This window comes from Paenibacillus sp. AGC31 (assembly GCF_057334655.1).
Genome location: NZ_JBHFJH010000007.1, coordinates 1 through 18,729 on the forward strand (window position 1 = coordinate 1; position 18,729 = coordinate 18,729).

The 18,729-nt window shown below is 46.1% G+C and carries 20 protein-coding genes, 1 tRNA gene and 2 rRNA genes; 17 read left to right on the top strand and 6 right to left on the bottom strand.

What is annotated here, in order from left to right; all coding sequences use genetic code 11:
* From ACE04G_RS05350 to ACE04G_RS05400, 11 genes are all read left to right on the top strand, one after another.
* A 23S ribosomal RNA gene (locus ACE04G_RS05350) occupies window positions 1-179 on the top strand; the annotation flags it as partial.
* Window positions 180-257: 78 nt separating this feature from the next.
* Window positions 258-374, top strand: a 5S ribosomal RNA gene (gene rrf, locus ACE04G_RS05355).
* A 367-nt stretch (window positions 375-741) separates the two neighbouring features.
* On the top strand, window positions 742-2,199 hold the full coding sequence (guaB, locus tag ACE04G_RS05360; RefSeq protein WP_017691330.1) for an IMP dehydrogenase: 1,458 nt from the start codon (window positions 742-744) through the stop codon (window positions 2,197-2,199).
* Window positions 2,200-2,614: 415 nt separating this feature from the next.
* Window positions 2,615-4,003, top strand: coding sequence for a D-alanyl-D-alanine carboxypeptidase family protein (locus ACE04G_RS05365; RefSeq protein ID WP_405131094.1), 1,389 nt, complete (start codon window positions 2,615-2,617; stop codon window positions 4,001-4,003).
* A gap of 145 nt (window positions 4,004-4,148) precedes the next feature.
* The gene (gene pdxT, locus ACE04G_RS05370) at window positions 4,149-4,739 is read left to right on the top strand and encodes a pyridoxal 5'-phosphate synthase glutaminase subunit PdxT (protein ID WP_036671585.1); all 591 of its coding nucleotides are present in this window, start codon (window positions 4,149-4,151) and stop codon (window positions 4,737-4,739) included.
* A gap of 273 nt (window positions 4,740-5,012) precedes the next feature.
* On the top strand, window positions 5,013-6,296 hold the full coding sequence (serS, locus tag ACE04G_RS05375) for a serine--tRNA ligase (protein ID WP_221824804.1): 1,284 nt from the start codon (window positions 5,013-5,015) through the stop codon (window positions 6,294-6,296).
* Between the two features lie 194 nt (window positions 6,297-6,490).
* A tRNA-Ser gene (locus ACE04G_RS05380) sits at window positions 6,491-6,579 on the top strand.
* Window positions 6,580-6,771: 192 nt separating this feature from the next.
* Entirely contained in the window at window positions 6,772-7,110 is a 339-nt protein-coding gene (locus ACE04G_RS05385) for a hypothetical protein (protein WP_449003815.1), read from the top strand.
* A 29-nt stretch (window positions 7,111-7,139) separates the two neighbouring features.
* Window positions 7,140-7,316 (top strand): hypothetical protein, encoded by a 177-nt coding sequence (locus ACE04G_RS05390; protein ID WP_017691325.1) that lies wholly within the window; start codon window positions 7,140-7,142, stop codon window positions 7,314-7,316.
* Between the two features lie 21 nt (window positions 7,317-7,337).
* Entirely contained in the window at window positions 7,338-7,490 is a 153-nt protein-coding gene (locus ACE04G_RS05395; protein ID WP_036607296.1) for a small acid-soluble spore protein P, read from the top strand.
* Window positions 7,491-7,725: 235 nt separating this feature from the next.
* Entirely contained in the window at window positions 7,726-8,820 is a 1,095-nt protein-coding gene (locus ACE04G_RS05400; RefSeq protein ID WP_449003814.1) for a hypothetical protein, read from the top strand.
* Window positions 8,821-9,078: 258 nt separating this feature from the next.
* On the opposite strand, the gene ACE04G_RS05405 is transcribed toward ACE04G_RS05400, so the two are convergent.
* Both ACE04G_RS05405 and tadA read right to left on the bottom strand, forming a co-directional pair.
* Complete coding sequence (locus ACE04G_RS05405) at window positions 9,079-9,648, bottom strand: GNAT family N-acetyltransferase (RefSeq protein ID WP_449003813.1); 570 nt, start codon at window positions 9,646-9,648, stop codon at window positions 9,079-9,081.
* A 49-nt stretch (window positions 9,649-9,697) separates the two neighbouring features.
* Window positions 9,698-10,198: a tRNA adenosine(34) deaminase TadA gene (gene tadA, locus ACE04G_RS05410; RefSeq protein ID WP_237178622.1), complete on the bottom strand. Its 501-nt coding sequence runs from the start codon at window positions 10,196-10,198 to the stop codon at window positions 9,698-9,700.
* Between the two features lie 333 nt (window positions 10,199-10,531).
* Between tadA and ACE04G_RS05415 the strand changes: the two genes are divergently transcribed.
* Together ACE04G_RS05415 and ACE04G_RS05420 are read left to right on the top strand one after the other, a co-directional pair.
* Window positions 10,532-12,871 carry a PAS domain S-box protein gene (locus ACE04G_RS05415; RefSeq protein WP_449003812.1) on the top strand — a complete coding sequence of 780 codons (2,340 nt, stop codon included), beginning with the start codon at window positions 10,532-10,534 and terminating at the stop codon, window positions 12,869-12,871.
* 18 nt (window positions 12,872-12,889) lie between these two features.
* On the top strand, window positions 12,890-13,591 hold the full coding sequence (locus tag ACE04G_RS05420; protein ID WP_221824808.1) for a pseudouridine synthase: 702 nt from the start codon (window positions 12,890-12,892) through the stop codon (window positions 13,589-13,591).
* Window positions 13,592-13,804: 213 nt separating this feature from the next.
* Here ACE04G_RS05420 and motB read toward each other — a convergent pair whose 3' ends face one another.
* Together motB and motA are read right to left on the bottom strand one after the other, a co-directional pair.
* Entirely contained in the window at window positions 13,805-14,623 is an 819-nt protein-coding gene (gene motB, locus ACE04G_RS05425; protein ID WP_237178619.1) for a flagellar motor protein MotB, read from the bottom strand.
* Window positions 14,610-15,410, bottom strand: coding sequence for a flagellar motor stator protein MotA (motA, locus tag ACE04G_RS05430; RefSeq protein ID WP_211085594.1), 801 nt, complete (start codon window positions 15,408-15,410; stop codon window positions 14,610-14,612). Before motA ends, motB begins: the two co-directional genes overlap by 14 nt.
* A gap of 233 nt (window positions 15,411-15,643) precedes the next feature.
* Here motA and ACE04G_RS05435 point away from each other — a divergent pair, with 233 nt between their 5' ends.
* The 4 genes from ACE04G_RS05435 to rbsK all read left to right on the top strand — a co-directional run bounded on the left by ACE04G_RS05435 (window position 15,644) and on the right by rbsK (window position 17,512).
* Window positions 15,644-15,937: a hypothetical protein gene (locus ACE04G_RS05435; protein WP_076216998.1), complete on the top strand. Its 294-nt coding sequence runs from the start codon at window positions 15,644-15,646 to the stop codon at window positions 15,935-15,937.
* Between the two features lie 94 nt (window positions 15,938-16,031).
* Complete coding sequence (locus ACE04G_RS05440; RefSeq protein ID WP_449003811.1) at window positions 16,032-16,157, top strand: hypothetical protein; 126 nt, start codon at window positions 16,032-16,034, stop codon at window positions 16,155-16,157.
* Between the two features lie 30 nt (window positions 16,158-16,187).
* Window positions 16,188-16,484, top strand: coding sequence for a 4a-hydroxytetrahydrobiopterin dehydratase (locus tag ACE04G_RS05445; protein ID WP_062838136.1), 297 nt, complete (start codon window positions 16,188-16,190; stop codon window positions 16,482-16,484).
* Between the two features lie 44 nt (window positions 16,485-16,528).
* Window positions 16,529-17,512, top strand: a complete 984-nt coding sequence (gene rbsK, locus ACE04G_RS05450) for a ribokinase (RefSeq protein WP_449003810.1) — start codon at window positions 16,529-16,531, stop codon at window positions 17,510-17,512.
* A gap of 77 nt (window positions 17,513-17,589) precedes the next feature.
* On the opposite strand, the gene ACE04G_RS05455 is transcribed toward rbsK, so the two are convergent.
* Together ACE04G_RS05455 and ACE04G_RS05460 are read right to left on the bottom strand one after the other, a co-directional pair.
* Window positions 17,590-17,946 (bottom strand): c-type cytochrome, encoded by a 357-nt coding sequence (locus ACE04G_RS05455; protein ID WP_036607288.1) that lies wholly within the window; start codon window positions 17,944-17,946, stop codon window positions 17,590-17,592.
* A gap of 150 nt (window positions 17,947-18,096) precedes the next feature.
* On the bottom strand, window positions 18,097-18,591 hold the full coding sequence (locus ACE04G_RS05460) for a GNAT family N-acetyltransferase (protein ID WP_237178617.1): 495 nt from the start codon (window positions 18,589-18,591) through the stop codon (window positions 18,097-18,099).
* Window positions 18,592-18,729: the final 138 nt, after the last annotated feature.

An 18,729-nucleotide genomic window follows, 5' to 3' on the forward strand; every position in this document is an offset into this window, starting at 1 on the left:
CGCTGGGTAGCTATGTACGGACGGGATAAACGCTGAAAGCATCTAAGCGTGAAGCCCCCCTCAAGATGAGATTTCCCAGTATGTAAGACCCCTTGAAGACGACGAGGTAGATAGGCTGGGGGTGGAAGTGCAGCAATGCATGGAGCTGACCAGTACTAATCGGTCGAGGGCTTATCCAATAGCAAGTTGTAATTCGCGTGTTTCGTTTCGAATCTAGTTTTCAGAGAACGATCTCTGAATGTAAGCTAAGCTATGCGTTTGGTGGCGATGGCGGAGGGGTTCCACACGTACCCATCCCGAACACGACCGTTAAGCCCTCTAGCGCCGATGGTACTTGGACCGCAGGGTCCTGGGAGAGTAGGACGCCGCCAAGCAAAGAACCACTGCCGATGTTATTCGGTGGTGGTTTTTATTATATAGTTATATTATGCAGTGTGGGATTAAAATACAGATTGAATTTGGTAATTTATCAGCACAATAGTATGTATAAAAGTAACGTTATTCGATACGAATTGACGTTTTTTTGCGTAATAACTAGACTTGTCCGCTCTGGAAAAACAGTTGTGTTCATCAGGCAATACACCTGATATAACCAAGTACTTTTCCTTGACAGTCTAAATATCGCTTTGCTAAGATGGCAATAATAAATTTTTCAGAAAACGTATTTTCGGCGTAAAATACAGCCTGGAATCTTCGGGTTTTGGACCGTAAAGCTGAGCAAACATAAGGAGGAACACTTGCGTGTGGGAAGATAAATTTGGTAAGGAAGGCCTCACCTTTGATGATGTATTGCTAGTGCCACGGAAATCCGAGACACTGCCTAAAGAAGTAGATGTATCTATTCGTTTGAGCGATACTGTAAAGCTAAATATTCCTTTGATCAGTGCGGGCATGGATACGGTAACTGAAGCGACATTGGCTATTGCCATTGCACGTGAAGGCGGTATCGGTATTATCCATAAAAATATGTCGGTTGAACAACAGGCAGAAGAAGTAGACCGTGTTAAACGTTCGGAGAGTGGTGTTATTACGAATCCATTCTCCCTGACTGCAGATCATCTGGTATCTGATGCGGAAGCAGTAATGGCGAAATATCGGATCTCCGGTGTACCTATTATTGAAGGAGATCAGAAGCTGGTTGGTATTTTGACCAACCGCGATTTGCGTTTTATCCATGATTACGGCATCAAAATTAGCGAAGTCATGACTCGTGAGAATCTGGTCACCGCTCCTGTTGGCACCACATTACAAGAAGCTGAAGGTATCCTTCAGAAGCACAAGATTGAAAAACTTCCATTAGTTGATGAGACGAACACATTGAAAGGTCTTATCACCATTAAAGATATTGAAAAAGCCATTCAATTCCCTCATGCAGCCAAAGATGCTCAAGGCCGTTTGTTGGTTGGTGCAGCGATTGGTATCTCCAAAGATACATTCGAACGTGCAGATGCTTTGGTACAAGCTGGTGTCGATCTGATTACGGTAGACTCGGCTCACGGACACCACATCAATATCATTGAAGCTGTACGTCAGCTTCGTGAACGTTTCCCTAGCCTGACCATCGTTGCAGGTAACGTTGCTACTGGCGCAGCCACTCGTGACCTGATCGAAGCAGGGGCCTCAGTAGTCAAAGTGGGTATTGGGCCAGGTTCGATATGTACAACACGTGTAATCGCTGGTATTGGTGTACCTCAAGTAACTGCAGTCTACGACTGTGCAACAGTGGCACGCGAATATGGAGTTCCGATTATCGCGGATGGCGGAATTAAATATTCTGGTGAGATTACGAAGGCGCTGGCTGCAGGCGCACACGCGGTGATGTTGGGAAGTTTGTTTGCCGGCACAGCGGAAAGCCCGGGGGAAACTGAAATCTTCCAAGGACGTAGCTACAAAGTATACCGCGGTATGGGTTCAATGGCTGCAATGAAACAAGGTAGTAAAGACCGTTACTTCCAAGATGATGACAAGAAACTGGTTCCGGAAGGAATCGAAGGTCGTGTCGCTTACAAAGGACCACTGTCTGATACAATCCACCAACTGATTGGTGGTCTGCGTTCGGGTATGGGATACTGTGGTACAAGTAACTTGGAGCAACTTCGTAACGATACAGGCTTTATCCGAATTACAGGTGCGGGACTGCGCGAAAGTCATCCCCATGATGTACAGATTACCAAAGAAGCACCTAACTACTCGTTGTAATCGGAAGAGAGTTAATCATTTCCAGGACAGGCTCGGTGATTTTCACCGGGTCTGTCTTTTTTTGCAGATACCCCTGTGATAGAATAGAACAAGCGGTGACGATCCAAGGGTGGATTAAGGCGTTGCGGCGGCTATTTGACGTGAATCTATGAATATGGTTTTGAAAAGCAAATGCAGTGCCAGAAAAGGCTGCCAGTTAAACAGAAGCGCGGACGTCCTTTTACATAAGCATTTGCAAAATGCGGACTAAGTGACAATCGATAACGAACTTTAGGAGCAATAATATTGCTCGTTCGATACAGCGCATATAGCACACATCTCATACATCAACCACGAGGTTAGGGAACAAGAAAATCGCAGCATAAGCTGCACTGAAGCAATTAATAATGCTTTGGATCGAAGGGAGTATTCATCATTGAAAGCCAAACACATGAATAAAAAGAAACGCCAAATGCTCAAAAAGAGCGTAGCCTCGGTAATGCTAATTAACATGCTTTGCATGTCTGCAGTAATGCCGGTCATGGCTGCTGCCGATAACTCCGGTCAGGTTCTGACTGCTGCGGCAACAACAACGAAGACGGAGAAAGCTGTGCAAGTCCCTGGGGTAGACTCACTTGGGCTTGAAGTTAGATCAGCGGTGCTTATGGAAGCCTCAACGGGACAGATTCTACTAAATGTTGATGCGGATAAAGCGATGCCACCTGCAAGTATGACCAAGATGATGACAGAGTACATTGTCGCAGAACAGGTCAAACAAGGTAAATTCGGCTGGGACGATATTGTAACTGTCAAAAAGAATGCTGCACAAAGTATCGGGTCGCGAATTTTCCTCGCGGAAGGTGACCAGCACACAGTTAAGGATCTCTATATTGCTATGGCTGTTGGCTCTGCCAATGATGCTACGGTTGCTTTGGCTGAACATGTTGCCGGTTCGGAAGAAGCTTTCGTGAAAATGATGAATGATGAAGCGAAGCGTATGGGCATGAAGGATACGTTCTTCATCAACTCTTCCGGTCTGGATCGAGCAGATATGCCTGCCGACTTCCGCCCGGCGGAAGATAAAGAAACAGTAATGTCCGCACTGGATGCAGCGATTCTGTGCAGATATATCATCATGGATCACCCGGACTACAAAGATTTTACAACTATTCAATCCTATAAGTTCCGTCCCAATGATAAAGCCCCAATTATCAATTACAACTGGATGCTGGAAGCGAATAAAAATATAACCAATTTCAAAAGCTATGCCTATGAAGGTCTGGATGGAATGAAAACAGGCCATACCACGAACGCAGGTAATAACTTTACAGGTACAGCAGAACGTAACGGTATGCGTCTAATTAGTGTTGTTATGGGCACAGATTCGGAATCCGCACGTTTCAGAGAAACTAAAAAGGTATTGGACTATGGATTTAACAACTTTGAAGTGAAGCAGGCTGTTGCAGGCAAGACCAAAGTGACGGGCTGGGAAGCGGTACCTTTGAAAAAAGGGAAAGAAACAACGGTTCCTGTTGTAACAGATAATGCGGTAAGTTTCGTTGTTCCCAAAGGTACTCAGAACCTGGATGTGACCTTCAAAGCTAACGTAACTGAGGCTGACAAGCTGGTAGCACCAATCAAGGCAGGTACAAAGGTTGGTACAGTAACGTACACGTATAAAGCAGAAGGAATTGAACCTCAGGAAAAAACAGTGAACTTGATCACAGCTGAAGAGGCTGAAAAAGGCGGATGGTTCCGTTTGTTCTTCCGTGCTGTGAAAGATTTCTTCGTGGATCTCTTTGACGGAATCAAAAATCTCTTTTAGTCTATATTTCCGACCGGATGGATTGTATATTTACAATTTTTCCGGTAAAATATCAAGTTAGAATTCACGTATGATGAAGTAAAAAAGTACAATGTTCGTTTACCATATGCAAGATCGTGGCTGGTAAGAGAAGGGGAATGAGCGTATGAAGATCGGCGTTTTAGCACTTCAAGGAGCTGTAACAGAGCATATTCGAAGTATTGAACGTGCTGGAGCAGAAGGTATAGCTATCAAACAGGTTCAGCAATTGGAGGACTTGGACGGTCTTATCCTTCCTGGCGGGGAAAGCACAACGATCGGTAAACTGATGCGCAAGTATGGGTTTATGGATGCCATTCGCGCGTTTGCTGCTGAGGGCAAACCGGTATTTGGTACCTGTGCTGGCTTGATCGTTATGGCTAAACACATTGCAGGGCAGGAAGAAGCTCATTTGGAGCTAATGGATATGACTGTATCACGAAATGCATTTGGACGGCAGAGAGAAAGTTTTGAGACGGATTTGCCAGTCAAAGGCATTGAGGAAACGGTAAGAGCTGTGTTTATACGGGCACCCTTGATCGAGAGTGTCGGAGACCAGGTCGAAGTTCTCTCCACATACAAGGATGAGATTGTTACTGCTCGTCAAGGGCATTTGCTGGCTTGCTCCTACCATCCGGAATTGACGGATGACTATCGTCTGCATACTTATTTTGTAGACATGGCCAGATCCTACAAACATACGGTAGACTCTAAATAATGCATGATGTACAATCTATGATCTCCCGGTCATCGGATCACTTCCCCAGAAGCCTTGTAAGGCCGCTGGATGGCGGTTGCATCTGAACGGATGCCTGATGTTGCCTGTATCTGCTTCAAAGCGGGAATCGCAGCGGAGGGTGACACCGGGGATATAGGTTGTTTTTTGGGTTACAGGTTCCGATAAGTATATAGTAAGGTATATACAGTAGAGTTTTGAGAATGGATTTAACACAAGGCTTCACGTTGTGAGGTTATTTAGGAGGGGTATATCATGCTTGATGTGAAAATATTGCGGAATGAGTATGCACGTGTAGAAGAAGCATTGACTAAACGTGGCAAATCGCTGGATCTTATCGCTGGATTTACCGAGATGGATGCCAAGCGTCGGGAATTGCTTCAAGAGAGTGAAACGCTGAAGAGTCGTCGGAATACAGTCTCGGCGGAAGTTGCTAGACTGAAGAAGAATCGTGAGAATGCTGATGATCTGATTGTGGAGATGCGCGAAGTCTCTGATCGAATCAAAGCTATGGACGAAGAAGTTCGGGAACTGGAAGTGAAGATCAATGATCTCACAATGGCGATTCCGAACATTCCAAACGAAACTGTACCTACTGGAGCTTCTGAAGACGACAATGTTGAGATTCGTCGTTGGGAAGAGCCGAAGTCATTTACTTTTGCACCGAAAGCACACTGGGAGATTGCGCAGGATCTCGATATTCTTGATTTTGAGGCGGCTGCCAAAGTAACAGGTTCCCGTTTCACCTTTTATAAAGGTCTGGGTGCGCGTCTGGAACGTGCATTGATTAACTTCATGATGGATCTGCACAGTGATCAACATGGATATGAAGAGATTCTGCCTCCATACATCGTTAATCGGGACAGCTTGTTTGGAACAGGTCAACTGCCTAAGTTTGAAGAAGATCTGTTCAAGTTAAAAGATACTGAATATTATCTGATCCCTACTGCTGAAGTTCCGGTAACGAACTACCATCGCGAAGAGATTCTGAATGTAGATCAATTGCCTAAGCACTTTGTGGCATACAGTTCTTGTTTCCGCTCTGAAGCCGGTTCCGCTGGACGGGATACACGTGGATTGATTCGTCAACATCAGTTTAACAAAGTAGAGCTGCTCAAGCTCTCTACTCCAGAGACTTCGTATGAAGAGCTGGAGCAAATGACTCAAAATGCGGAGCGTGTGCTTCAATTGTTGGGCTTGCCGTATCGTGTTCTAACATTGTGTACCGCAGATATGGGCTTCACTTCAGCTAAAACGTATGATATTGAGGTATGGTTGCCTGAGAGCAATACCTATCGTGAGATTTCTTCGTGCTCCAACTGTGAGGACTTCCAGGCACGTCGTGCCAATATCCGTTTCCGCAGAGAGCCAAAAGCCAAACCAGAATTTGTTCATACATTGAACGGGTCAGGATTGGCCGTTGGACGGACGGTAGCCGCTATCCTGGAGAACTATCAACAGGAAGATGGTACGGTTGTTATTCCTGAAGCATTGCGTCCTTATATGGGCGGCACTAGTGTGATTGCACATCGCTCTTAAGAGTTAGTTAACCATCCTCATCAAGAGGAATACAAATTCAATCCGTCATTTCTGAATGGCGGATTGGAGTGTTTTGTATAACGGAGGCAGTTGTCTGATACAGGATCATCATTTTTAATATAAAAAAGGTTGCATTATAATGTCGAGATGTGGTATGATACTTTTCGTGGCAAGTTTATAAAAGTTAATTCCCTGGAGAGGTACCGAAGCGGTCATAACGGGGCGGTCTTGAAAACCGTTAGGGGGCAACTCCACGTGGGTTCGAATCCCACCCTCTCCGCCATACTACACTTATAACAAGGACTCGAGCGATCTCGCTCGGGTCCTTTTTTGCGTGGTGAGTTTGTTAAACGTAGTGAGTATACAGGTTGGTGACTGATGTATACGTTGCACAGTAAAACGTTATATTTGGAATGAGGTTAATATGTATAAAAACATCCTCATCGCCGCACTTTATAGGAGTGGAGGTGGTAAGATGAACCGCGAGTTAAACATCGATCAGACAGAGCTTGTAGGGGCTTGGCAAGAACGTTTGCCTCAAGTCCTGAATGTTGGAGACCAGGCTCAGGTAATGGCCGATGAAGCCGATCAGCAGGCGATTCGGATACACATTGCTACAGCAGGGCACGAGATGTACTCTTTTGATTTCAAATGTGCATATGTCGATTCCCGTGAAGTCAGCGTACAGCTGATTGATGTGGAACGGGATGGACGAACGACGGATGAGCGTACAGAACCGATTCAGGAACTGGCTCACGATTATACACGGCACATTCATGAATGCGCCCAGTCGTTACGATCCCAGACGAGATAATAGCCTGAAATCTGAAGGAGTGAACTCAATTGACTAAAGCCAAAGCGGGAGTAGACAAAAACCTGCAAAATGTAGTCGATGATCTGGAGCAGCCTGCCGTAAACAGTCATCATGCCCAGCAAATTCAGCAAGATATCAATGATCGCCGTCATCAGGATGCACTGAATCATGACAAAACGGAAGATAGGGACCCATCCCATTCCTAACAATGATGAGGGGGCAATAATATGAGCAAACCAAAGACAATTCCCGTACCGGAAGCGCAAGCATCCGAACAGCATCGTCATTCATCCAAACGCTCTTCCATGCAGGAACCATTATCCGGTTCCAAAAAAGTAAAAAATCAAAATCATGTGGATCATTTGAATCCCCAAGGTTAATAGAAGAAACAGATTTCACGTAAAAGTCCCTTGTTACCTAACAGGGGGCTTTTGCGTATTCATACATATATAAAGACAAGGACATGCTTATTCCCAAAGCTGACATAGGTCTTTGTAGCCATTTTAAAGAGGAAAGATCACATTTTTCCCAAATTAGGTTTCGGTATCTGACGATATGGTATATCATTGATATTGAATTACTTTTTTTGGGGTTATCACGAGAGGAGAGAAACAAATGACTAAACGTATGGGGGCGCTTCTTCTTACGTTGCTGTTGACCGTATCTATGGCATTGACAGCATGTAGCAGTAAGCAGGAACCAAAAGAGGCATTGAAGACGGCTGCGGCCAATGCTTCCAAATTGACTTCGTATGAAATGAGTTCCAACTTTACAATTAATGAATTGAGCTATAAACCTGGGGATGCGTCACAAACTGATCCTACTATGACTCAGTTTATGAGCATGCTGAAGGATGCTCAATTGAATGTAACGGGTGTATACCAAAGTGAGCCAATGCAGACCGAGATGACTGTTGGCATCGAGCTTAAAGGCGATATGGGTATGACCTTTAACATTCCAATGGTGATGACGGCAGAGAAACTCTATGTGAAAGTGCCGAACATTCCATTCTTCCCGATTCCTGAGAATGTTGTTAACAAGTTCTTGGAGTTGGATCTGAAGGAATTGGCTGAGCAAGAGGGTACGGAATGGAACCCGGATGCTATGGACGCAGCCAAAACGCAAAAGCTGAGCAACGAAGTAATGGACGCAGTGCTGGGCGAGTACGATCAAGCTAAATTCTTCAAAAATCTAGACACCAAAGATGCACAACTTCCTGAAGGTGTAGATGCGAAGCAGGTTGTACAATTCTCGGTGAATAATGACAATGTTAAAGAAGCGGTTACTGTACTGGTAACAAAAGCTATGCCTAAAGTATTGGATATTCTGTCCAAAGAGGAATATCGTGAAATGCTGCAAATGGATCAGGCTGATATCGACAAAGCTAAAGAAGATCTGAAGATCACTGAAGCAGATCAGGCTGAAATGGCTAAAGACTTGGACAAATTGAAAGATGTTCTGACAATTAACCAATTCAACATCGATTTCGCATTGGACAAAAACGACTTCCCGGTATATCAAAAGATGGTCGCTGATGTGCTGATCAAGCCAGAAGATACAAAAGACGAAGTGAAATTGGCATTTACCGGTTCCAATACGTACACCAAGATTAACGAAAAAGCAGCATTCAAAATCAACATCCCTACTGGCGATGACGTAATTACTATGCAAGAGTTCGAAGAACTGATGAACGCTTCATACGGATACTAATCTCGCTGAGTTCAAACCGTCTGTGATTCAAGTGAAGGATAATCTCCTTCCGCTTGGATACAGGCGGTTTTTTTTGCTATACAGCGTAAGGGGATATCCGCAAAATAATTGATCTTTGAAGTTGAATCGTGGCTGGCGATCTATACAAATAAAACCGCACTCTCTCCTACATAACTAGAGTAGTGCGGTTTTGTACATTAAATTTTTATATTGTTGAATTGGAAATACAGACAGCTTTGTGGTGGAATTCTAAATCAATTAATTCGCAAGTTCGTCCAAGTCTTCAGCAAGTACAGCATAGATCTGATGATCCTGATATTTGCCGTTGATCTTGAGGTATTTGCGAGCAGTACCTTCAAACTGGAATCCGTTCTTCTCCAGTACGCGCTGTGAACCTTTGTTGGAGGGCAATACCGCAGCCTGAACCCGATTTAACTTCAGCGCACGGAAGCCATAAGCTACTGCCAGTTTAACCGCTGCTGTCATTCGTCCTCCACCCTGATAATCTGGATGGATAAAGTAACCCATATCCGCATAATTGGCAACGCCCAGTACGACATTGTTGATACTTACTTGTCCAATCAGCAGACTGTCTTTAATGGTATAGATTCCAAATTGATATCCCGTACCTTCTTCTGCTGCCTTGACCCGATCCTCAATCCGCCGAGTCTGAGCATCCAGTGTATAGAATTCATCGTCTCGCACGGGTTCTACTCCCTGGTATGGAACGCGTGTGACCTGAATCAGGTCCAGATAGGACTGTGTATCCTGGGGTGTGAGCAACCGAAGGCTTATGCCGTTGGCTGTATCATAGAGTGTTAGTGCCATTACAGCACACTTCCTTTCCGATTGGAATGTTGATATTCAATGATTAGTATTACTTTTTACGCAGACGTCTGAAAAATTGAGTTAACATCGTGGAGCATTCAGGCTGAAGGATATCCGGGATCACCTCGGTGCGATGGTTAAAACGAGGCTCCTGTAGCAGGTTCATCAGTGTACCTGCACAGCCTGCCTTGGGATCAGCCGTACCATAGATTACGCGGGGGACCCTGGATTGTACAATTGCACCTGCACACATCGGACAAGGTTCCAGTGTGACGTACAGAGAACAATCCAACAAACGCCAAGCTCCGATGGTCTCGCTGGCCTGACGAATAGCCACCATCTCTGCATGGGCGGTGGAATCCAGGGTAGTTTCACGCAGATTGTATCCCCGACCGATAATTTGGTTATTTTGTACGATTACAGCTCCAATCGGCACTTCCCCAAGAGCCTCAGCTTTGTAGGCCTCGGCAATGGCCTCCCGCATCCAGTGCTCATGTTGAGCCTCCTCAGATAAATTCCCAAGATCGGGCTGGAGAGAATGGTCAGTCATTACTTATATAACTCCTTCCAAAATCGTTTATTCAGCGAACAAGCATTCGGGTTGTTAACATGTTGTGTATAGAATTGTGGATAACCGTGTAGTTGCTCACATAGTTATAAACAAACTATCCACAAGCCTGTGGGTATGTGGATAAATATAGTGTTTAATTTCATTGTAGAGTTCAAAAATGCAAAAAACAACGAATTTCGAGCTTTTCAGTCATTCGGTAACTTTTGGGCACAGGTCAATTATCCTTTTCAAAAAGACATACAAGCGTTATGATGGAGATAGGTTTTGCCATATATCGCCAGAGGGTACAAGCCGAGAGGTGAACAAAAAAACTTGTCTATTAAAACGAAATTATCCATGATTATGTCGTGCTCAGTGCTCGTTATTTTAGTGTTGAATATCGCACTGAGTTATTATACTACAGAAGAGAATCTGAGGCAGGACAGTGAAAACAAGATGGTGCTCACTGCAAAGCAGATTGCAATTGCTGTCGAACAGAATCAATACAGTTCGGATTATGTAAAACGGCAGATTGGAAACAATCTGTGGCTTGCTGCTGTCATGGCAGCGGAAGAATTGGACCCGGATATTAATAATATCACAAATGAAGAACTTGTACGCTTGAGCCAAAAGGTCGGCGTCTCACATATATCGTTAATGGAGCAGACGGATGATGACATCGTTGTTAGCCGCTCTTCAGATCCGAGAGAAATCGGGCTATCCACCAAATCCATGACCTATTGGTATCAGGCCTTTAAGCAGTTGTTTGAAAAACAACAGGTGACGATTCCCCAAGGGCAGAAGCTGGAGCATTTCTGGTCAGATGGATTCGAATATTCGACATCCAGTCCTTCGGATATTGATATCTGGGGTTACTACCATGATGGAAAGAGAAACTACATAATCAATCCTTTCTATAATAATACGGAAGTTGATGACTATGTGAAAATCTCTAGTCCGGATGAGATTTTAAATAAAATTCGTGAGGTCAATCCCTCCATTCTGGAGATTACAGGCATCAATCCGTTGACTTTTGGCAGCCCGAACATGGGTGATGACGGAAGAGATTCGAACTTTAGCAAGTTGAATAACAGACCGATTCGTTTTGGTACATACCAGTATGGTTCTACGAATGAGGATCATCGTGCTGTGGTGCGCGCCATTCGAACAGGGCAAAATGTATCTTTTGTCAGTGAAACGCACGAACAGAAGGTATTGAAGAGTTTTATTCCCATTTTCACCCCCAATCAGTCTTCCTATGTGATCAGTATTGTCATGGACTATAAGCAAATATCCTCCATGGTATCTGAGCAGTTGGTGAGCCATGCCTCCATATCCTTGGTTTTGCTGGAGATCGTGATCTTTGGCAGCTATCTGCTCGCAGGGTATATTACGCGTCCGATCCAATCCATACTGGGCAAAGTGAATGATGTAGCGGAAGGGCACTTTGATTTCCGTCTGAAAGTCCGGAGGAAGGATGAACTTGGTCAACTGGCCAATCGTATTAATGCCATGATTCGTAATCTAGGCCATTATACGAGCCGTCTGAAACAAATGTATGAAGAGAATCGGGCGGTGAAAGAACATCTGGAGTCCATTATCAATCAGACAGCGGATGCCATTCACATTACGGATCTTGAAGGAAAGGTGCTTCGGGTTAACCGGGCATTCGAACAATTATATGGATTTCGAAGTCGTGAAGTGGAAGGTCGTAATCTGAAGATCATCCCGCCAGAAGCAGAAGAAGAAATGAAACGTCAGCATGCCCAACTCGTTGAAGGGATGTCCATTACGTCCAACGAAACCACCTGGATGAAGAAAGACGGGACCCGAGTAGAGGTCAGTGTCAGTACGGCTCCGGTGCGAGACGAGGCTGGAGAGATTACCGCGCTGATTAGCGTCTCCAGGGACATTACAAGTCGTAATCGGATGGAAGAGTTGCTCAGGCGTTCTGAGAAGCTAACAACCGTGGGTCAGCTTGCAGCAGGTGTGGCACATGAGATTCGTAATCCACTGACCACGCTGCGTGGATTCCTACAGTTACAGCAAGAGAGCAACAAGCTGAATCATCGTCATCTGGATCTGATGTTATCGGAGCTGGATCGAATCAACCTTATTGTTGGTGAATTTCTGATTCTGGCGAAACCGCAGGCGGTTCATTTTCAGAATCGGGATATTCGTTTTATTCTTGGCGATGTCATCTCGTTACTGGATAGTCAGGCGCATCTGCATGGTGTAGAATTTGTACTGCGTGCCTCATCCGATTCGGCTATGGTACACTGTGAAGAGAACCAGTTGAAGCAGGTATTCATCAACTTGCTGAAAAATGGTATGGAGGCCATGCCAAATGGAGGAAGCATCCATATCAAGCTCAAGCATGACGAGCAGTTGAAACGCGTCAGAATTGAGATTAGGGATGAAGGCATTGGTATCCCGGAAGAGATGATGCCCAAGCTTGGGGAGCCTTTCTTTACGAACAAAGAGTCTGGGACAGGGCTTGGCCTGATGGTCAGTCAGCGCATTATTCAATCACATAAGGGCATGATGGATATTAAAAGCGTCATGAACAAGGGAACAACGGTTATCATTGAACTGCCTGCATCCGATCAACAACCGGAAGTTATTGAGGTAGATCAGATAACGGATGAACCATTTACAGATGAAGAGAATTAGATGAGGTGAGATTACCTTTTGCGTATTAATAAATTTATTAGTGAAACAGGTTACTGCTCCCGGCGCGAAGCAGATAAGTTGGTGGATAGTGGTCAGGTAACCATTAATGGAGTTAAGGCTGAACTGGGCAGTCAGGCAGAAGAAGGCGACGATGTACGAATCAACGGCAAGCCAATCAAGGAAAAGAGAAAACACGTATATATCGCGCTGAATAAACCGATCGGGATCACAAGCACAACCGAGCAGCATATTCAGGGCAATATTGTTGATTTTGTCGGACACGATGAACGTATCTTTCCAATTGGGCGCCTGGATAAGGACTCAGAAGGTTTGATCCTGATGACCAATGATGGTGATATCGTTAACCGGATTCTTAGATCAGAAGGACGCCATGAGAAAGAGTATATCGTTACTGTTGATCGATCTGTAACCCCCAGTTTCCTTAGAGGTATGAGCACTGGGGTGAAGATCCTGGGTGAAATGACCCTGCCTTGTACAGTGACCCGGATGACGGATCGAGTATTCCGTATCATCCTGACTGAAGGAAAGAACCGTCAGATTCGGCGGATGTGTAGTGCCTTTGGCTACGAGGTTCGTAAGTTGAAGCGTGTTCGGATCATGAACATTCATCTTGGAGAAATGGCGACAGGTTCATGGAGAGAGCTTACCGCTGCTGAAAAAGCGGAGCTGGGCGGTCTGTTGGACTATTCACTGGAATAGTTGATTCGACTTTGACTAATTAACTGATTGAAGCCCTGCTTTCCGAAAAGGAGCGCAGGGCTTTTTGGTATAGGGTCAATAACGACAGGGAACCTTCGCAAATAGTGTGAAAAAATGTAGAGATAAACCAAAGCATAAGCATTATATAAACCAAAAAGGCCGTTCTCCTTGTACCTGGAGAACGGTCTTTGGTTAATGAATCGCTGCAGGCCTCTAGTTTCCTTCGCCAACAGCTTTTACATTTGTATTGTTACTTTGATACTTCCGAATGATAGATACCTCTACACGGCGATTCTGTGCCCGTCCGGTATTGGTGTCATTGCTGGCAATCGGGTGATACTCTCCATAACCACTTGGTGTGAATTTGGAAGGGTCCAATTGCGTGTTCAGCAACAGGATTTTTAGGAAGTTGAGCGCACGATCTGCGCTTAGATCCCAGTTATCCTTATATTGGTTGTTCGAAATGGGAATATTATCGGTATGACCGGATACAACCACTTCATATTCAGGGAACTCCTGCAGCATGCTTGAGATTGCTTTGGCCAGGGATCGTGATTCAGGCTTCACATCTGCTCGGCCTGAGGAGAACAGGGCGTTATCACTGATGGTGATCTTCAATTCAGACTGATTCAGCTTGGTGTTCAGCTGGTCCGAGAGCCCGTTCTTCGAGATATATTTGTCGAGTCGCTCTTTGAGTTTCTCCAGGTCTTCTTGTTCTTTCTTAGCCATCTGTGCATCTGTAATCTGAGCTGGTGTTTTCTTGGTGATTTCTGTAGGTTCCTGTTTGTTCTTACCCAAATCAGCACCTGGCGTATCCGGATTCATGGACGAATGGTCCAGAATTCCGGAACCTCCATTTAATGCACTGTTTAGTGCGGAAGCCATCTGCTCAAACTTAGCTGCATCGATTGAACTCATGCCGAACAATACAATAAACAGAGCGAGCAACAAGGTCATCAAGTCGGAATAGGGAAGCAACCAGCTCTCGTCTATATGCTCTTCATGTGGTTCGTGCTTCTTAGCCTTTTTCACCTGATGATCCCTCCTTCTCTTCCAGTTGTTTACGTTCGGAAGGTGTCAGGAATACGGATAACTTTTGGTTGATGGCGATGGTGGAGACACCGGATTGTATGGATAACAGTCCTTCAACCATCATCAGCTTGATCTCCATTTCTTGCTTGGACATCCGTTTCAGCTTGTTAGACATCGGGTGCCATAACACGTAACCACTAAATATACCAAGGAGTGTTGCGATAAATGCTGCCGCAATCGCATGGGAGAGTTTCTCCATGTCACTGAGATCGGCAAGTGCTGCGATGAGACCTACAACGGCCCCGAGAACCCCGAGCGTTGGTGCGTACATCCCCGCCTGAGCGAAGATCAGGGCACTGCCACGGTGGCGCTCCTCTGTAGCATGAATATCTTCCATGAGCACATCACTTACAAATTCCTGATCGTTGCCGTCTATAATCATACGCATACCGCCACGAAGGAACTGATCGTCAATCTCTTCTACTTTTGATTCCAGTGCAAGCAAACCTTCACGACGGGTAGTGGAAGCCCAATCCATAAATGTGCCGATCAGGGATACGCGATCAATAAGTACTTGATTTTTGAAAACAATCCCGAAAAGCTTAGGGATTTTCTTAACTTCAGACATCGGAAATGCGATAAAGATGGTTCCTGCCGTACCAACAAAGATAATAATGTAGGCTGCGGGATTGTTAACCAGGTTGATTAAGGGCGCACCCTTCAAGAACATACCAAATACAAGGGAGACCAGCCCCAAAATTAGTCCAATAATCGTTGAAATGTTCATCATACACCTCATCCATGAGATAAAATTGAATCCTTTCAAGCGGCTGTGTTCGGGCTTCCGGACGAATTTTTGGCCGCAATCCGTTCAATGTTAGGCATTCCTTACGGTTGCTAAAACAGTTAAAACGGTCATATATGTATTTATCGACCAGAAGGCCTTTTTTTTTAAGGGCTATTTTCAGGTATAATAAGATCAAATCCGCTCCTTAGGGGCCGAATAGGAGTGAAAAGCCAATGGGCGTAAAGCATGGACGGGATTATGAAGGAATTTTGACAGATCTGACAACGGCAATCGGGCGCATACCGGATCGGTATGTTTTCTTTGAAATGGACTCGGAAGAGTGGGAGAGACTGGCTGCATCTGACCAACTTGAAGTGGATGAGGCGTTGGCGGAGGATTTGTTCTATGCGCTGGGCGAGGAGTCTGTTATTCCGGTTGGAAGTGGCGTGGTCATCCATGATAAGGAGCAGCACCGCATTCATATTTTGATCGGGGAAGAAGAGTTGACGTTTGTACCTTTAATTTAGTATGTTTATATGCATTTTCAGGGGTATAAATGGAACTGGAATTTCCCTCAAAGCCTTATGGTTATTGGTTCTATGCCATGTAGGTGATTGGATTTTGAAGCTTGTCCGTGGTAAGATGTTATTCGTGAAATGGGCCAACCGCATGGCGGTGAGCCTGGCCTTTGAGGTTGCTGTTGATCGCACCGAAGGTGTCGGTGGTTATACGGACATACGTCTGTAATGTACCATCCTATGGGGAGGAAGATAACGCATGGTTTTTTCGCAAGAGGAAGTCGAAGCTCATCTAGGGAGGCTGGAAGGCTGGGAACTGGAAGAGGGACGGTGGATTGTACGTAAATTCGTGTTCTCCAACTACATGAAAGGGATTGCATTTGTGGATGAGGTCGCTGCGATCTCGGAAGCATTCAATCATCATCCTTTTATTACGATTGACTATACAACGGTTACGCTGCGTCTGACGTCATGGGATGCGGGTGGTATCACATCTGTAGATATCAAGGAAGCAGGACAATATAACGAAGCTTATGACAAAATGAGGTCGGAATAACGAGGTCAGTTATTATCGCGCGGCCAGAAGTGAGTGAACCATACATGTCAGACTATAATCAGAAACAACCTCTCATTGCTGTCGTAGGCAGTCTCAATATGGATCTCGTGGTGAAGACAGACATGATTCCGGAAGAGGGAGAGACTGTGAGCGGTGAGGAACTGCATTATCTCGCTGGTGGCAAAGGGGCCAACCAGGCTGTTGCTGCTGCGCGTCTGGGTGGACAGACTACGATGATTGGTGCGGTGGGATCGGACGGTTTTGGCGAACGTCTGCTGCACAGTCTGACGGAAAGTGGTGCAGATGCCTCGCAGGTTCGCGTATTGGAAGACACGGTTACAGGGACGGCGTCCATTTGGCTCTCTAGGGGAGACAACCGGATTATTGTTATTCCTGGTGCGAATGGGCAAGTGGTGCCTGAGATGCTGGAAGAGGCGGATACGGTAAAAAGCCTGACTGCAGCCGCAGCGGTGCTGCTACAGCTGGAGATCCCGCTGCCAGCGGTTACCCGCGCCGCCCAACTGGCGGCTGAAGGCAGCGCACTGGTGGTGCTCAACCCGGCTCCCGCGGTGCCGGGTCTGCCCCAGGAGCTCCTGCGGTGCGTCGACGTTGTCACGCCGAACCGCAGCGAGCTTGCCGTGCTTACCGGCCGGGATCATCTCCGGCCGGAAGACCTGGATGCGGCGGTCGCAGAGCTCGCCGCATCCCTCGGGGCCGCTGTCGTCACGACGCTCGGTCCCGAGGGGGCTGTGTACGCGGCGGCGCCTGGTGGCCGCGTTCAAGCAGGGCGTACCGGCGCGTGCCGTGCGCCCGGCTACGCCGTAAGCGCCGTCGATACGACCGGCGCTGGCGATTGCTTCAACGGCGCGCTGGCGGTAGCCCTCGCGCGCGGTGAGACTTTGGACGCGGCCGTAGGCTTCGCCATGGGTGCGGCCGCGTTATCCGTGACGAAGCTCGGCGCCCAGTCCGGGATGCCGTCCGCAAGTGAAGTTGAGGCCTTTCTGGCTGAGCACGCGGCTGATGCCTAATAATTGGTATAACAAAGAGGCTCTTATTCTCCCAAAAGGGGATTAAGGGCCTCTTCATTATGTAGTGCGTGCAGAGATTATTTCTTCTCTGACAGCCACATGGCGATATTGGCAATCTCTTCATCCTGCAGTTTGCCCTTGAAGGAAGGCATACCACCTTTACCTTTGACAATCGTAGAATAGATCTTCTCCAGATCATCCTGGCTGCCGATGTTTGCCAGAGCAGGTCCTACGCCACCTTGAAGCTGATCCCCGTGACAGGAGATACAATTGGCTTTGACCAGTGCCTCAGCCTGTCCGGCATCCAATGTTACTTCCGGCATGGTTGGTTTGGCTTCTTCAGCCACTTCTTCTTTCCCTGGAAGCGTAAACATTAAAACAATAGCTAAAGCGCATGCTGCAAAAAATACTCCGCTCATGATCCATTTGTGCATCCCTTATGTCCCCTCCAGAATGAAAGATCATCTAACCTGAAACTATCCATATCATTATAACGGAACCTGTACTGACATCATAGCATTTTGTGGGAATTTTTTGAACTAATCACATAACAAGGGGCAAATTTGGTTGTTTTACAATGGATTCTAACCGCGAGGCCCTTCATAAACCATACAGTGAAAGGGCTTCAAGCCGCTTGGGGTCTGTCGTTCGTATGTATCATGGGTGACAAATCCACTCTTCAGATAGACTTGAATGGCACGAGCATTCCAAGTGAGTACTTCCAGATCAATCTCATTCGTGGGATTTCGGCGAATGGCTTCCTGTACAATGGCAGTGACAAAAGCTGTCCCTTGACCCTGACCACACAGCTCTGGATGCATGCCAAGGCCAATCCGGGTTACCCCTTGAAGTGGGAAGTATTGAGCAAACCCGCATATACGATCGTTCTGATCCAGGACGATCGCGTATTGCTCCTGCCGCAGCTGCGCATCTCCGAATTCCACTTCCAGAGCTTTCATCTGCTCCCAGGGGAGCCAGCTGTAGATATTGTAAGGCGGGTCATACTGCCAACTGCAGATAAGCTCCGCATGTTCTTCTCGCATGGGTACAACGTGAAACGTCACAGGGGTTTCCTTCATACACCCGCATGCTCCTTTCCTTGAAACAGAACTCTTTGTCCACTCTACAAAAGAGATGTTCATTTAGCAAGTCTTCCTTCCCAAGAAAAAAATGAAACAAAAGTTCCGGTAATTCCGTTTATATTATAACGGGATGGG

Excerpts from the sequence above, each read along its gene's own strand:
- pdxT (WP_036671585.1), top strand. The coding sequence starts at position 4,149 with ATGAAGATCGGCGTTTTAGCACTTCAAGGAGCTGTAACAGAGCATATT.
- serS (WP_221824804.1), top strand. The coding sequence starts at position 5,013 with ATGCTTGATGTGAAAATATTGCGGAATGAGTATGCACGTGTAGAAGAA.
- ACE04G_RS05385 (WP_449003815.1), top strand. The coding sequence starts at position 6,772 with ATGAACCGCGAGTTAAACATCGATCAGACAGAGCTTGTAGGGGCTTGG.
- ACE04G_RS05395 (WP_036607296.1), top strand. The coding sequence starts at position 7,338 with ATGAGCAAACCAAAGACAATTCCCGTACCGGAAGCGCAAGCATCCGAA.
- ACE04G_RS05400 (WP_449003814.1), top strand. The coding sequence starts at position 7,726 with ATGACTAAACGTATGGGGGCGCTTCTTCTTACGTTGCTGTTGACCGTA.
- ACE04G_RS05405 (WP_449003813.1), bottom strand. The coding sequence starts at position 9,648 with ATGGCACTAACACTCTATGATACAGCCAACGGCATAAGCCTTCGGTTG.
- tadA (WP_237178622.1), bottom strand. The coding sequence starts at position 10,198 with ATGACTGACCATTCTCTCCAGCCCGATCTTGGGAATTTATCTGAGGAG.
- motA (WP_211085594.1), bottom strand. The coding sequence starts at position 15,410 with ATGAACATTTCAACGATTATTGGACTAATTTTGGGGCTGGTCTCCCTT.
- ACE04G_RS05435 (WP_076216998.1), top strand. The coding sequence starts at position 15,644 with ATGGGCGTAAAGCATGGACGGGATTATGAAGGAATTTTGACAGATCTG.
- ACE04G_RS05445 (WP_062838136.1), top strand. The coding sequence starts at position 16,188 with ATGGTTTTTTCGCAAGAGGAAGTCGAAGCTCATCTAGGGAGGCTGGAA.
- rbsK (WP_449003810.1), top strand. The coding sequence starts at position 16,529 with ATGTCAGACTATAATCAGAAACAACCTCTCATTGCTGTCGTAGGCAGT.
- ACE04G_RS05455 (WP_036607288.1), bottom strand. The coding sequence starts at position 17,946 with ATGCACAAATGGATCATGAGCGGAGTATTTTTTGCAGCATGCGCTTTA.
- ACE04G_RS05460 (WP_237178617.1), bottom strand. The coding sequence starts at position 18,591 with ATGAAGGAAACCCCTGTGACGTTTCACGTTGTACCCATGCGAGAAGAA.